Origin of the sequence: Candidatus Amarolinea dominans (genome assembly GCA_016719785.1) — a bacterium.
GTDB lineage: Bacteria > Chloroflexota > Anaerolineae > SSC4 > Amarolineaceae > Amarolinea > Amarolinea dominans.
Window position 1 is genome coordinate 88451 of the sequence record JADJYJ010000010.1, and the last position, 13316, is coordinate 101766.

Here is a 13316-nt window from a genome sequence, read left to right on the forward strand (position 1 = left end):
CGGATAACTCCTCTAAAAATCAATACGAATCATCTTGCGCATCAGGATGAAGCCCATGAAGATCATGATGAGCGCGCCAATCGGAATAAACATCGGCCAACCGGGCTGAAACATCTCGGACATGTAGCCAGGATTGATTACAGAAATAATGACGGCCAGAATGAAAGGCATACCGACCAATGCATACCCGGTGTAACGCTGCTGCGTCGTCATGACCTGGATCTCGCCTTTGATACGCACCCGCTCGCGAATCGTGTTGCTGATCGTCTCCAAGATCTCCGACAGATTGCCACCCACCTCATGCTGAATGTTGATGGCCGTCACCATCAGGCCCAGGTCATCGCTTTCGATACGCTCGACCATGTGGGCGAGTGCCTGGCGCAAGGAAAAGCCAAGCGCAATCTCCTGCACTACGCGCTCGAATTCCTCTGACGAGGGCGATGGCATCTCACTGACCACGATATTGATGGCATGCACCAGGCCATAACCGGCTCGTAAAGAACTGACCAGCATCATGATGAGATCCGGCAGTTGATGCGTGAAGTTCTGCTGACGTTTGCTGTGCGCACTCTTGAGCCGCGAACCGGGGATCATATACGCGACCAGCGCTGCCGCCATGCCAACGGCGAATATGCGGGTTAGCACCCAGCCGAGCAGGAGCGCGCCGAGCATCAGGCCGGCGGTAATAATGTAGTATTCGCTGGGCGTAATTGCCATGTTGGCCTGGGCTAACTTGTGGGCAATGTTGCCACTCAGTCCCAAGCGGTTCATCGCTTTGCCCACCGGTTTGTTCAATTTGCCGCCGATTTTGCCCTGGCTCTCGTCAGGTTCGGGCGCCTCTCCCGCCGATGTCGTCAGCGAAAGTAAGCGTGACGTCATCTCTTTATCTGGCTCCATCACCAAGAAGACGCCCATGAACAAGGCGATGACAGCGACCACAATGGCAAGACCGAGTGTCAGTGCGACTAACATAGGTCATCTCTCCCTTATTTACTGCTGCTCCAACCGACCATGTTGACCTTGCTGGCGCCAGGCTGAACCGCAGCCGTGCTGATACCAGCGCCGGGCATGCGTAAGTTGGACAAACGCCCAAGCAAGCCGTCCGATTTCTGCGCTGCCTGCTTCGTCGGCTCTCCTCCCATGATGCGCCGGGCCAGTTCGATCAGCGCCGCAGCCACCAGGCTGCGTTTGTCGCTCATCGCCAGGGGCACGCCCCGGTTGATCGAGTAGGTCACCAGGGCCGCATCATCGGGAATGGTCAGCGCCACTTTAGTGCGCAGATGCGCCTCCACATCTGCCAGCGGAATCCCCCCCTTGTTGTTGGCACGGTTGAGCACCAACTGCATCTTTGCATCCGAATAGCCCCAACTACGCCCCGAATCCAGAAACAGGCTGGTGCGCAACAGGGAGGGAATCTCCGGCGTAGTGACGACCAACAGCATGTCAGCCATGTCGAGCATGACCAGCGTGGTGCGGTCGAGGGCCGGCCCGGTATCCACCACGATGTATTCGCACATCTGCTGCAATTGCGTGAGCACCTGTTCCATATGATAAGGCTCTACCACCTCCAGCCCGTTGAACTGCGAGGCCGGCAGCAGCACGCGTAATCCGGCAGGGTGCGTGGTCAGGATGGCATCCATCACGTCACGATCCAGCTCACCGCCGCGGGCCAGCAGGTCGGCCAGGGTGTGCAAAGGCCGCAGGTTCAGCACGCTGCCGATGTCACCGGCGCCCAGGTGCCCGTCCACCACGACCACGCCTGCGTTATGTTTACCCAGGGCATCCTGCAGAGCCACAGCCAGGTTGCTGGCAACCATCGTGCGGCCCACGCCGCCTTTGAGGCCGGCCACGGTAATGATCTTGGCCTTGTGCTGTGGGGCAAAGGCCGGCGCGTGACTGACCGACAAGGCTTGACGTGACGCTTCCAGCTCGAAAATCTGACGCACGGTAGCCATGAGTTCTGCAGCGCTAAAGGGCTGCATCAGGAAGCCGCGCGCACCGGCCAGCATGGACAAGCGAACTTCATCAACTGCATGGCTCGAGGTCAGCACGACCACGGCCACCGAGGGTAGCGCGGTGACCAGCGCACGGGTGACGCTCGAAGGCGTTGCTTCGGGCACAGTGTCGTCTATGAGCGCAACATGAATCTGCGCTTGTTCAGCCAGTTTGATGGCCTGGTCAGGTCGAGTGACCACGCCCACAACCTGGACATCCTCTACCCCGGTAAACGCGTCCGTGATCTCAACAGCATGGTTGGTGCGGCCGCTGACGACCAGCACACGGATAGCTTTGTACGAACGCGACACCATCATGTCAGCTCCTCACAGAAAAGGCATTCCCTGACGAAATCTGCCTTGCGCCTGCAAAACCGGGCATTGTCAAGCGACTGGCCCAGAATCCACTAGCGACTGGCAGCCGTGTCAGCACTTTGCTGTGTTGCCGGGATCTGGAAGTGGTACTTGTCCACCAGATAAGGCAAGTCCACAGGCTCGGTACGCGCAAATTCATCGCTATTGTTAGCCCGCAGAACAATATCAATGATACCGCCGCTGTCCTTCAGATACTTCAGGACCAGGGCATCCTGCGGGTCAAGCGCAAAAAGCAGGGCTTGAACCGAGCCGCTTTCCTTGCCGCTGCCATCAGGAGAAACGGTCGCGCCCTGGGGAATGTCAATCTGCGGCATGACGATGGCCGTGATGGTCAGATTCTGTAAGGAACTGATCGTTGCCAACTGGCCGCTACTGGCGCTATCCCCCACGTTCACGCTGACCAGGAGGTCAACCTTGTCGCCAGCCTTGAGCAGACCGAGCTTGCTCATCAGATCAAGCGGGGGGAGCGCCATCACCACCTTGCCCGCTGGAATCGTGAAGGCCAGGTTGGTCGCCACGGTAACATCGGGCGTCACCAACCGCAGGCTCTGCACCACCTCGCCGGTGATCATCTGCACGGTGGTGATCTTGTCCAGGGCGTCGTTAATGTCGCGCACGGCGCCTGCGGGCAGGAATTGATCCGGCATTTCCCGAACCTCAAGGTCGTCGGCAGTGAGCACCGTGTTGGCGGGTACGTCACGCGCCGCGACGACGGCCTGCGAAACAGGCACATCCTGCAGAAGAGCCTGGTTTACTGTGGCCTGCGCAAGGGTACGAAATGTCATAAAGCCAGCAAATAAAGCGACCAGAATACCAGTCACTAACCAGAACCAGCCAGCACGTTGTCGCATAATGAATCGCTCCTTCTAACCGTCTTGTCAGCGCTACCAGACGAACGGGAGCAGGCGCCAATGCACCTGCTGTGCGTAAGCCTGATAACCGCTGATAATGCGCTCTTCACGCAAGATGCGCACCACCGTGATCGCGGTTATCATGATCACGGCTAGTCCATTCATGATCGAAAGATTGGCACACAGAAAACCCAGGTAGAACAGGGTTTCGCATGCATACAGCGGGTGGCGAATCACGGCATAGAACCCATGCCTGACGACGCCGCGATCAGCCGGGGCAATTCCGAAACTGCGCCCCAGGAACCCCAGGGCCACGATCATGCCGGCCAGGCTGAGCACCTGGACAACCACGCCGGCGATGGGCCAACCGGTTGCTGCGGGCCGCAGACCGAACATGGGTAAAAAGACGCCGAACAAGGCCAGGCCATTTTCCCACCAGGTCGGCGTCCGCCGTGCGGCGCGCCGGCGCAAGAAGCTGACGGCAACCAGGGTGTAGAAAATGAACAGCCCAAGCCCGGCCAGGCTGCGTTCCTGGCGCAGGCCCCACAGGTAGCCGCCGGCCACCAGCGCCCACACCACCGCCACCATCAGATCCAGCGCCCGCTCTGAGGCTGACTTGGGGCCGTTTTCTGTTTCGTTTGGATCCACGTTTTGCACGTTTTGCACGGTATTGCTCAACTCCTGGCGCCAAGAGGCGGAGGTCATGCGCAGGCCTCCGCCCTTGCCGCGACGGCGCCCTATTGACTCAGATTGATCGTGACCATACAGGTCAAGCACTGCGTGAAACCACCGTTGCCTGGCATGACCAGGCCCGCGAAGCGACCACGGACGGTTTTGGGGTTTCCGGTCAGGCTGAAACTGGTCATGATGAACTGGGCGAACCCGCTGATGCGGTACATGGCATTGCTGCCGCTGCCGGTGACCTGATCGTACATGGGCACGATCACCGGCCGGTTCAGCCAGTAGGAGAGGGCGTCACGCACCTGGGAACTGGACTTGACGCCGGTCATCGAATGCACCCAATCACCGATGTTGCGAACCCCGGACGACGCAGGGTTCGAGATGTAGTTGACCAGGACCGGGGTACTCGGCGAGCCGCCGTCCCAGTTGACCCAGCCAAATCCGCCAGGCGCGTTCTGCACATTGTCCCACATGTTGTACTCTTGGCCGAAGACGAAATTCTGCTCGTATGGAATGATGGGGAGCATGTTGCCAATACCGTTCACCGGTTGCACGCGTGCGCGCGCGGTGGCCGTGGCGGTCATCTGGTTGATGCCAACAATGCGAGCAAAGAACGTGTCGAAGGTCACGTTGGCTGTCACCTCGATGTTGGTGAGGTTGATACTCAGGTTGGTCAACACATCGGTTTGCGTTTCGCTTAACTGACGCCATGAGAACGAAGAGGCACCGTTGGCACTGGTAAAGCGAGACACTTCGGAGTTGACATTGCTCTGCAGGGCGAAAGCCCGTGCGCCTGCGACGGCCGCCGCGTCGGCGGCGTTTTGCATCTGACGCCGCTGCGCATAGGCGTAGCCACCGTCAATCGCCAGCGCAATCACCCCCAGCAGCGCTGGCAGCAGCAGCGCGATCAAAACAAGCGACTGTCCTGACTGGCGTCCTTTGTGCAGGCGGGGGTGTACCAGGTCACGCCGTTGGGCGATCCATTTGCAAATCATCCTTCTGTCTCCATTCTGTTGCCTCTCTCTCTTGCCTTTCTCTCTGCCCTCTTTCATGTCCTTCATTGAAGAAGTAGGGCTTCCTATTACTCAACGGGGGGCTTCTACGGGAGGCTTCTACGGGAGGCTTCCACGGGGGGCTTCCACGGGGGGCTTCAACGGGAGGCTTCCACGGGGGGCTTCAACGGGAGGCTTCCACGGGGGGCTTCTACGGGAGGCTTCTACGGGAGGCTTCTACGGGAGGCTTCTACGGGAGGCTTCTACGGGAGGCTTCTACGGGAGGCTTCTACGGGAGGCTTCCACGGGGGGCTTCCACATTGAAAATCGCCGCTGCCCCGATCCTCAAGCCTTGAGTGTGAGCCGGGGATCCTGCCAGCTCGCTCCTAAGTCAGCGTTCGATCAACATGCGCGCCGTATTACTGAGCTGGATAAAGCCGCTTCCTCCAATGACTTGACTGATCATGGGAGTCACCGGGCGAAACTGGTACGTCACCTGCACGTCCACCTGCGACGTATTCGGGAGGCTGCGCGTGACGGTGAGCAGGCTCGGGTTGAGGCCCACGGCGTGGCTGCGTGCCGTATTGACGATACCGGTTGTGTCGTTGGGGGAGATGACCGCATAACGCGCCCCCTCCTGCGCCGCCTCTGCCACCACACCGAAGGCGTAAATGGCGCGGCCCATATCAAGGAACGCCATCAGCAGCAGCATGACAAATCCCACAGATAACGCAAACTCGATCGTGCTCTGGCCATGTTCTGACCGCCGAGGATGCATCTCCGGAAACAACGGCTGCCCTGGTTGCGACATGTGGTGATCCTTTCTTGTTAGTATCACTTACAGGATAACCATACTTACGCCGCGTTGCAATAGTACCGGTTGCCCGCTAAAGATCATCGCGCCCAAGAGAGGAAAGCTGTAGGTCAGCGTGACCCGCACTTCGCGGGTTCCGTAGTTTGTGCTGATCTGCACCTGGGTCAAGGATGTGCTCAGGCCCCCTCGCTGCATCTCGCTCAGGGCGGCAGTGGTGATGCCGGCGGTGTCACTCGGCGTGACGGCGCCCACACGCGCCGCTTCGCGAGCAGCATTGGTCATGACGATGTAGGCATTGAAGGCGCGCCCCATGTCGAACAGGATGCCGAGCATCAGGATCAACATGGGCAACAGCAGGCCCAGTTCAACCAGGTTTTGTCCGGCCTGGCGCCGGTGGGCAAGGGTTTGGTGTGACTGCATTTTTCACTCCTTCACGTTCATATGACGCAAGCTGCCACGCGCAGAAACGCAGAGCGGGGCTTAACTTATCGGTTAAGCCCCGCTCTGTTCATGATTTACCGCCTCAGTGCCGTAGGCCAATGCCGGGCTTCACTGACAGCGACTCTCACGGCTCGACTTGGGAGATTAGATAGCGCCAGAGATGCTGCTGAGAATGCTATTGAGGCTGCCACCCAGGGCGGTCAGCGCAGCGATGACGACGATGGCGACCAGGGCGATAATCAGACCGTACTCGGCCAGGTCCTGCCCTTCTTCACGGTTCAACAGAGCGACCAGATAGTTCAACATGATGCATTTTCCTTTCATGAGCACACAAGAAACAGATTAAAACGATTAATGATCGAGATCGGGCGTGATTTGTGCGGGCGTTAACCGCTGCGGGGAGAGTGGCCTGCGGAGACTGCGCAACTTCTGCAGGCGGCCAATTTTCAGGGTTTGAGTTAGCTTGAGTTAGATGGACCCAGAGATGCTGGTGAGAATGGTGTTGAGGCTGCCACCCAGGGCGGTCAGCGCAGCGATGACGACGATGGCGACCAGGGCGATAATCAGACCGTACTCGGCCAGGTCCTGCCCTTCTTCACGGTTCAACAGAGCGACCAGATAAGTAAACATTTCGATCTCCTTATGAATGAATGATGGCTGAGCCATTCGTTTGGGTCAAGGTTCACGGCACTCACTGCCCTGACTTCCTTGACTTCCTTCGTACTTGATTGGCTCTAGTGTAGTCCCGATGATGGCGAATCTCAATGGTACCCGCGACCCAATCGCAATGATTTTTCCTGGTACAGATGTACTACTCTGCCTGTATCGTGCGGAAGGCAGCGCACCGAGCTACGGGGCGCGACCGAAGAGGAGCGCAACGTTGTCGGCGTAGCGGAGCCGCCAGCGCGGTGAGGCGCGCAGCGCGGCGCGCAGCTCAGTCTGTGTTGGGTCGGCGGTATCCAGGAGCACCCAGGAGATCTGGTAGTCTGCCAGGAGCCGTTCCCAATCCCACGCGTTGAGGATCGCACTGTGATTGCGCCAGGTCTGCCAGTCATACAGATGCACGCGGCCATCCAGGAAGACCTGGACGGCAGGGCTGAGACGCCAGAGGAGGTAGTCACCAAACCACTGCGGATGAAACACGCGCCCCTGCACACCCTGCTCTGCCATATACTCGACCGCCGCGACCGGGGTGCGCGCGTCGAGCAAACCGTAACTCAGGCGCTGATTGGGCAGGCGCGGGCGCACCCAGGGGCTGAGCAACAGGGTGAGAAGGAGCAGAACGCCGATCAGCAGGCGCGGCGCACCCTGGCCGTGAGTGACGGGCGCGTCTGTCCTTTTGGTCACACGCGCGGGGCGCGCCGGCCAGGGCCACTGCGCCAGGTAGCCTGCCAGCAAAGGCGGTGCGATCAATGCCAGCCACACGCCGTGCCGGCGCGCGCTCAAACCAAGCGCGCAGAAGCCACCCAAGAGCAGGACATCACCGATCCACGGCCGGCTCGGCGTGTAGATCAACACGAGGAAGGTTAGCGCACAGAGGACAAAGAATGGCAGATCGGCGCCCAGTTTGATATCTTGCGCTTGCCATTCCAGCGCCAACTGCTGGACGGCCGGGGCGCCTATGATGCCCTGTACTGTGCTGAAAACCGCGTAGCCGGCCGGATTGACACCGGCGGCGGCAACCGACGCCAGCAGGCAAGCCGCAAGCGCCAGCAGCAGCCGTCGTTCCGCGGGCAGCGGCTGCTTCAACCCATAGCGCAGTAGCCCTTCACCGAGGAAAAACACGATCAGCAGCAGGCCCAGCGGGAACGCACCGTGCAGGTTGGCCCACAGCGCCATGAGAGGAGGCAGCGGCCACAGCCACCGGCCCTGTCCGCGGGCACGCGCCTGACCCAGCAACCAGAAAAACAGGGCAAACAGGATAATGGAGAAAATCTGCGGGCGGGCGGCGCCAAAACGAATGATCAGCACAGCGCCCGCCAGGCTCGCCACCGTCGCCAGGCGCGCGCTGGCGCTGCGCTGAAAGGCCAGGTGCCAACTCAGCCCGCACGCGGCGCACAGCAAGAGGCCGGTCATGCCGATCAACAGGGCAGTGCCTCCGCTGCGATACAGCCCGTAGAAGATGACGTCGGCCAGCCAGACATTGGCGTAGCCGTATGGCGTCCCGTTGGCCGTGAAAGAGTAGATGTCAACCGTGGGGATCTGGCCGGTCTGCACAATGGCCTCACCCACTTTGATATGCCACCATACGTCGAGGCGTTGCAGGGGAGTCAGGAAAGCAAGCCACAGCGGCGTGAGCAGCGCGATCGCTGCCCACACCTTATCCAGGGCTGTCATCTTCGCGCTGAGGGCGGTTGTTTGTGAGGTTGTTTGTGCGGTCATAGGTGTCGGCTCCCAAACATGATGGATGACCAGAGGTCATCTTTTGACATTCCCAGCACTTGCAGTAAAGTTAGGTTATCTAAACCCTATTCTACCTCAGAGAGGTCATAGAACGATAAGCATGGCAGCACACGCGCAGACACTACCAAGTGACATAATCGTACCGGCACTTCCTCGCAGCGCGGTGCAGGTACATCTGGCTGACGGGCGCATCTTTGCCGGCCCGACCGGCACGAGTCTCGAAGCCTTCATCCAGCACGCCTGGTCCACGGAGCAGGCGCCGGTGATGGCCGCACTGGTGGACGGGCATCTATCCGAACTGAGTCAGGTTGTCAATGAAGACGTCCATGTGCGCCCGGTGACGATGTCCGACAGCGACGGCATGCGTATCTATCAGCGCTCACTGGCGTTCCTGCTGGTGGTCGCAGCGCATGAACTTTTCCCCGACGCCAGGGTGCTGGTGGATCACTCTTTGACTATGGGCGGCCTGTTTTGCGAGGTCAGGGGGCGCCCGCCCTTGAGCGCAGACGAAGTGGCGCAGCTCAATCAGCGTATGCACGAGATCGCCGCAGCCGATGAGCCTATTGTGCGCCGTAATGTACCGGTGGGGACAGCCGTCGCCCTGTTCAAGCAGCAAGGCGACCAGGACAAGGTCAACCTCCTGAAATATCGGCGCAAGGAGTACTTGCCGGTCTACGAACTGCGAGGCGTGGTTGACTACTTTTTCGGCTACATGCTGCCCTCTACCGGTTATTTACATCTGTTCGCCGTGCAGCCCTATCCCCCTGGATTCCTATTGCGCTTCCCACGCCGTCGCGCTCCCTATCAGTTGCCTGATGATCAGGATTTCCCCAAGCTGGCAGCCGTCTTTCGCGAGCACCGCGCGTGGATGGAAATCATGAAGATCGGAGATGTCAGCTCTCTGAACGACGCCATCCAGGATGGTCGTATGCAGGAAGTGATCCTGGTCAATGAGGCGCTGCACGAGCAGCGTATCGCGACCATTGCGCACGACATTGGCAGCCGCCGCGAGCGCGTGCGTCTGATTCTCATCGCTGGGCCGTCCTCCTCCGGCAAGACCACCTTTGCCAAACGCCTGGTTGTGCAGTTGTTGGCGCACGGTTTGCGCCCATTTGCGCTGGAAATGGATAACTACTTTCTGGACCGTCACTTGACCCCGCGCGACGCCCAGGGCAATTATGACTTCGAAGCGCTAGACGCCCTCGATCGGCCTCTGTTGAACACGCACCTGCTCGACCTGATGGCCGGGCGTGAGGTGGCGCTGCCGCGCTACAATTTTCACAATGGTCAACGTGAAACCGGGTCAACCACGCGCCTGCGCGATGATGTGGTGATCCTTGCGGAAGGCATTCACGGACTGAACCCCAACCTGGTGCCTGATATTCCGCCAGATTGCATCTATCGCATCTATGTGTCGGCCCTGACACAGTTGAACCTCGATGATCACAACCGCATCCCCACCACGGACACCCGTCTGCTGCGCCGCATTTTACGCGACGCGCAGTACCGTGGCTACAGCGCGCAGTCCACGATTCAACGCTGGGACAGTGTGCGCAGCGGCGAAACGACCTACATCTTTCCATACCAGGAAAACGCCGACGTGATGTTCAATTCGGCCCTGGTCTACGAGCTGGCGGTACTCAAGCCGTATGTCGAGCCGCTGTTGCTGCAGATCGAAAGCAGCGGGTTAGAGTACGTGGAGGCGCGGCGCCTGCTGGCCTTCCTGCAATGGTTTCTGCCTTGTCCGCTGGACATGGTGCCCGACAACTCGCTGTTGCGCGAGTTCATCGGCGGGTCCATTCTCCAGGATTTCAGCGTACTGCCAACCTGACCCTGAATTTGCCACGCATTTCGATTTTTGGAGGGGATTGACAAAACGCCGCAAATGGGTTAGAATCTAAGCGTGCTAAACTATGCGAAATGCAATGGGTGTCGGGAGGGTAACACATGGCAGATTTAGAAGCCGATGCAGTACAACCCAGTCTCTTTGCGCCGCCGGAGGAGAGGGCGCCGGCGCCGCCTATTACCCAGACACCCACGCTGACCGGGCAATCGTCCCTGGCCGCGGCCATCACCGCGTTTTATCCTTACATGGTGCGCCAGGGGTTTGCCGACAACACCGTCAAATCGTTTCAGAGCGATCTGCGCTTGCTGGGACGCCACACCGGCGCCAGCCGGCCGCTCCATCAGTTGAGCACCCAGGCCTTGCAGCAATTTCTCTACTGGCTGGAGCATGAACGCAAGGCGCCGTGCAGCTCCAAAAGCTACGCCCGCCGCCTGACGACCCTGAAGGTCTTCTTTGCCTGGTTGCGCGCGACCGAGGTTATCGCCAGCGATCCCGCGGCGCCGATCATTCATCTGCCGACCAGCGCGGCGCTGCCGGTGATTCTGTATGACAATGAAGTCAAGCAGATGCTGCAAACCAGTCAGGACATGCTCTGGAACCGCAGCAAGCCTGATGCGCGGCCCTATCTGCTCATCAACCTGGTGCTGCAAACCGCCATGAAGAAAGGCGAGGCCATGCGTGTCAAGCTCGAACATCTCGACAGTTCCGATCCACTTGGCCCCGCGGTCTATGTGCGCTATGACAACCCTCGTTATCATGACAAAGAGCGCAAACTTGGCCTCAGCCCCAAACTGGCGCCGGCTATTCAACAGTACCTGCGCGAATACCAGCCGAAGGTCTTTCTGTTCGAGTGTACATCCCGCAATCTGGAGTATGTCCTGGGCGATACCGGCAAGGCGGCCGGCATGACCAAGAGCGTCTCGTTCGAGGGCCTGCGCTGGACAGCCGCGGTGCGCGATTACCGCACCGGGATGCCGGCAGAACGCCTGCGCCTCAAGATGGGGTTGTCGGAGATTTCCTGGCGCGAAACGCTGGAGAGAATTCGCCTGTTGGCCGCGCCCGGACTGTGAGTGTCCGCCTGCAAACAAAGCTGGCCGGCCTTCTGCCCGGGCCGCGGCGCCTGATGTGCATGGACGCGGAGCGGGCGCCACTCAGCGCGGGCTGTTGGGCAAGAAGGTGCGGAAGCCGGCCTGATACTGTTCGTTGATCTCCGCGTAATCGCCGTTCCAGCCGCCGCTGATGTAAATCATGGGCGCGACGACAGCCACACCCATCCCGCGCCATGCGTCCGTCCAGGGCGACACGATGGACGACCAGGTCTGCGTAAAGGGGTCGTAACGTTCGTGGTAGTCCACGGCTGCGTCCGCGCCACCAAAGGCGTAGAGGGCGCCACTCTCCACAATCACGCCCAGTCCGCTGCGCGCACTGCGCAGCGGGGCGCCCACTTCCCACGCACCATCTTCCAGTGTACCGTCGCGGTTGAGCGCCAACATGAACAGCGTATTGCGCGGCTGCACGCCATCGAACCCGCCGACGACCACCAGGTGATCGGCGATGATCGCGGCGCCGGCCAGTGCGCGTGGTTCTGGCAAGGGAGGGCCGGCGCGCCAGCCTCGCGTGGCCGGGTCATAGATCAACACCGAGGCCACCACCTGCGTCCCATCCCAACCGCCCAGCACAAAGAGCGCCGCTTCAGAAGCGGCCAGGGCATAGGCGGCACGCGGCGCCGGCAGGGCCGGCGCTTCACCCCACGAATCGGCAATGGGATCATAGCTCAAGGCAGCGGCTGTCAGCGAGCCATCTGCCAACATGCCGCCGGGCACATACACCAGGTTCTTCAGCACCGCCGCCTGCACGTTGACCAGCGGGCGGGGCAGGTTCGTACGCGGCTGCCATTCGTTGCGCTCTGGATTATAGACATCCACCGAATCGGTGATGCCGGTGGGGGTCTCACCGCCGATGGCATAAACCTGGCCCCGGAAGGCCACCTGGGCATGGCGCGCACGCGGGCCGGGGAGCACTGCCCGCACGCGCCAGCGCGCGGCGTCCTGACGGCTGGGCAGGCCGGTCTGCATCATCTGCGCATCGCTGAGCAGGGTGCTGCCGGCTGCGCGACCGCTGTTCATGGCGGCGCGCGTCCACGGCGCCAGCAAGACCGCTATCAGTCCGAGCACACTCAGCACCAGGTAAACGCGCTGCCCGCGGTGGATGGGCAGCGCCGGCCCCAGGTCAGGCCGCCAGTGGGTGAGAGCCGCTTGCCGCGGCGGTTCCGGGTCAACGGCCGCAGTTTCCACGCTCACTTGCGGGTCGAGGATCGGCGGCGGTACGGCGCCTGTTCCGGCCAGACTAACCGGGGGGGTGCTGGCCTCGCCCACCTGGACCACGCCACTGCGAATGGCGACGAGCGTGGCCTCGGTACGGCTTTGCACCTGCAACTTCTCGAAGATGTTGCGCAGGTGAACTTTGACCGTGTTGGGGCTGATGAACAGGGCGCGTGCGATTTCCTGATTGGTCTTGCCGGTGGCAACCAGGCTTAAGATCTCGATTTCACGTCCGCTGAGCGGAAGGCGTTCGTCGGCTGGCATGGGTTTCGCAATAGCCACAGCATGTGTAAACAAAGAACGTTGGAGCGCCTATGCACCAGCACTCCAACGTTCAGCGCATCGGGACCACTTGGGCCTCAGTCCATTCACGGACTCCCGGTGATTTTCAACGTCTTGCAACGCCACGGAATCGCCGGTTTATTGAGTCATTGAGTCATTGAGTCATTGAGGCCCAAATGCACCAGTACCCCCGGAGGGACTCGAACCCCCAACCTACTGGTTCGAAGCCAGGCGCTCTGTCCTTTGAGCTACGAGGGCCAGTCGCGCGATTCTAGCACCGGCCCCAGGGGCTGTCAAATTGGTCGTGGCCGCGTGG

13 protein-coding genes and 1 tRNA gene are annotated in these 13316 nt (G+C 60.4%); 2 read left to right on the forward strand and 12 right to left on the reverse strand.

Features of this window, described 5'->3' with window-relative positions:
• Positions 1 to 12: 12 nt before the first annotated feature.
• The 10 genes from IPM84_13220 to IPM84_13265 form a co-directional block, all read right to left on the reverse strand.
• Positions 13 to 921, reverse strand: a complete 909-nt coding sequence (locus tag IPM84_13220; GenBank protein ID MBK9093704.1) for a type II secretion system F family protein — start codon at positions 919 to 921, stop codon at positions 13 to 15.
• 65 nt (positions 922 to 986) lie between these two features.
• Positions 987 to 2312 (reverse strand): response regulator, encoded by a 1326-nt coding sequence (locus IPM84_13225; protein MBK9093705.1) that lies wholly within the window; start codon positions 2310 to 2312, stop codon positions 987 to 989.
• An 89-nt stretch (positions 2313 to 2401) separates the two neighbouring features.
• On the reverse strand, positions 2402 to 3220 hold the full coding sequence (gene cpaB, locus IPM84_13230) for a Flp pilus assembly protein CpaB (GenBank protein ID MBK9093706.1): 819 nt from the start codon (positions 3218 to 3220) through the stop codon (positions 2402 to 2404).
• A 33-nt stretch (positions 3221 to 3253) separates the two neighbouring features.
• A complete protein-coding gene (locus IPM84_13235) occupies positions 3254 to 3925 on the reverse strand; it encodes an isoprenylcysteine carboxylmethyltransferase family protein (GenBank protein MBK9093707.1) in 672 nt (223 codons plus the stop codon).
• A gap of 32 nt (positions 3926 to 3957) precedes the next feature.
• On the reverse strand, positions 3958 to 4896 hold the full coding sequence (locus IPM84_13240) for a pilus assembly protein (GenBank protein ID MBK9093708.1): 939 nt from the start codon (positions 4894 to 4896) through the stop codon (positions 3958 to 3960).
• Positions 4897 to 5284: 388 nt separating this feature from the next.
• Positions 5285 to 5704: a pilus assembly protein gene (locus tag IPM84_13245; GenBank protein ID MBK9093709.1), complete on the reverse strand. Its 420-nt coding sequence runs from the start codon at positions 5702 to 5704 to the stop codon at positions 5285 to 5287.
• 27 nt (positions 5705 to 5731) lie between these two features.
• On the reverse strand, positions 5732 to 6127 hold the full coding sequence (locus IPM84_13250; protein ID MBK9093710.1) for a pilus assembly protein: 396 nt from the start codon (positions 6125 to 6127) through the stop codon (positions 5732 to 5734).
• Between the two features lie 165 nt (positions 6128 to 6292).
• Entirely contained in the window at positions 6293 to 6454 is a 162-nt protein-coding gene (locus IPM84_13255) for a Flp family type IVb pilin (protein MBK9093711.1), read from the reverse strand.
• Between the two features lie 162 nt (positions 6455 to 6616).
• Entirely contained in the window at positions 6617 to 6778 is a 162-nt protein-coding gene (locus IPM84_13260; protein MBK9093712.1) for a Flp family type IVb pilin, read from the reverse strand.
• A 219-nt stretch (positions 6779 to 6997) separates the two neighbouring features.
• Positions 6998 to 8530 carry a hypothetical protein gene (locus tag IPM84_13265; protein ID MBK9093713.1) on the reverse strand — a complete coding sequence of 511 codons (1533 nt, stop codon included), beginning with the start codon at positions 8528 to 8530 and terminating at the stop codon, positions 6998 to 7000.
• Positions 8531 to 8651: 121 nt separating this feature from the next.
• Here IPM84_13265 and IPM84_13270 point away from each other — a divergent pair, with 121 nt between their 5' ends.
• Positions 8652 to 10382 carry a nucleoside kinase gene (locus IPM84_13270; protein MBK9093714.1) on the forward strand — a complete coding sequence of 577 codons (1731 nt, stop codon included), beginning with the start codon at positions 8652 to 8654 and terminating at the stop codon, positions 10380 to 10382.
• 116 nt (positions 10383 to 10498) lie between these two features.
• Positions 10499 to 11467, forward strand: coding sequence for a site-specific integrase (locus IPM84_13275; protein ID MBK9093715.1), 969 nt, complete (start codon positions 10499 to 10501; stop codon positions 11465 to 11467).
• An 81-nt stretch (positions 11468 to 11548) separates the two neighbouring features.
• On the opposite strand, the gene IPM84_13280 is transcribed toward IPM84_13275, so the two are convergent.
• A complete protein-coding gene (locus tag IPM84_13280) occupies positions 11549 to 12982 on the reverse strand; it encodes a hypothetical protein (protein ID MBK9093716.1) in 1434 nt (477 codons plus the stop codon).
• 203 nt (positions 12983 to 13185) lie between these two features.
• Positions 13186 to 13258, reverse strand: a tRNA-Arg gene (locus IPM84_13285).
• Positions 13259 to 13316: the final 58 nt, after the last annotated feature.

What these genes read in the sequence shown, in the direction of transcription:
- IPM84_13280 (MBK9093716.1), bottom strand. Translation starts at nt 12,982, where the DNA reads ATGCCAGCCGACGAACGCCTTCCGCTCAGCGGACGTGAAATCGAGATC.
- IPM84_13225 (MBK9093705.1), bottom strand. Translation starts at nt 2,312, where the DNA reads ATGATGGTGTCGCGTTCGTACAAAGCTATCCGTGTGCTGGTCGTCAGC.
- IPM84_13260 (MBK9093712.1), bottom strand. Translation starts at nt 6,778, where the DNA reads ATGTTTACTTATCTGGTCGCTCTGTTGAACCGTGAAGAAGGGCAGGAC.
- IPM84_13240 (MBK9093708.1), bottom strand. Translation starts at nt 4,896, where the DNA reads ATGATTTGCAAATGGATCGCCCAACGGCGTGACCTGGTACACCCCCGC.
- IPM84_13275 (MBK9093715.1), top strand. Translation starts at nt 10,499, where the DNA reads ATGGCAGATTTAGAAGCCGATGCAGTACAACCCAGTCTCTTTGCGCCG.
- cpaB (MBK9093706.1), bottom strand. Translation starts at nt 3,220, where the DNA reads ATGCGACAACGTGCTGGCTGGTTCTGGTTAGTGACTGGTATTCTGGTC.
- IPM84_13245 (MBK9093709.1), bottom strand. Translation starts at nt 5,704, where the DNA reads ATGTCGCAACCAGGGCAGCCGTTGTTTCCGGAGATGCATCCTCGGCGG.
- IPM84_13255 (MBK9093711.1), bottom strand. Translation starts at nt 6,454, where the DNA reads ATGTTGAACTATCTGGTCGCTCTGTTGAACCGTGAAGAAGGGCAGGAC.
- IPM84_13265 (MBK9093713.1), bottom strand. Translation starts at nt 8,530, where the DNA reads ATGACCGCACAAACAACCTCACAAACAACCGCCCTCAGCGCGAAGATG.
- IPM84_13270 (MBK9093714.1), top strand. Translation starts at nt 8,652, where the DNA reads ATGGCAGCACACGCGCAGACACTACCAAGTGACATAATCGTACCGGCA.
- IPM84_13235 (MBK9093707.1), bottom strand. Translation starts at nt 3,925, where the DNA reads ATGACCTCCGCCTCTTGGCGCCAGGAGTTGAGCAATACCGTGCAAAAC.
- IPM84_13250 (MBK9093710.1), bottom strand. Translation starts at nt 6,127, where the DNA reads ATGCAGTCACACCAAACCCTTGCCCACCGGCGCCAGGCCGGACAAAAC.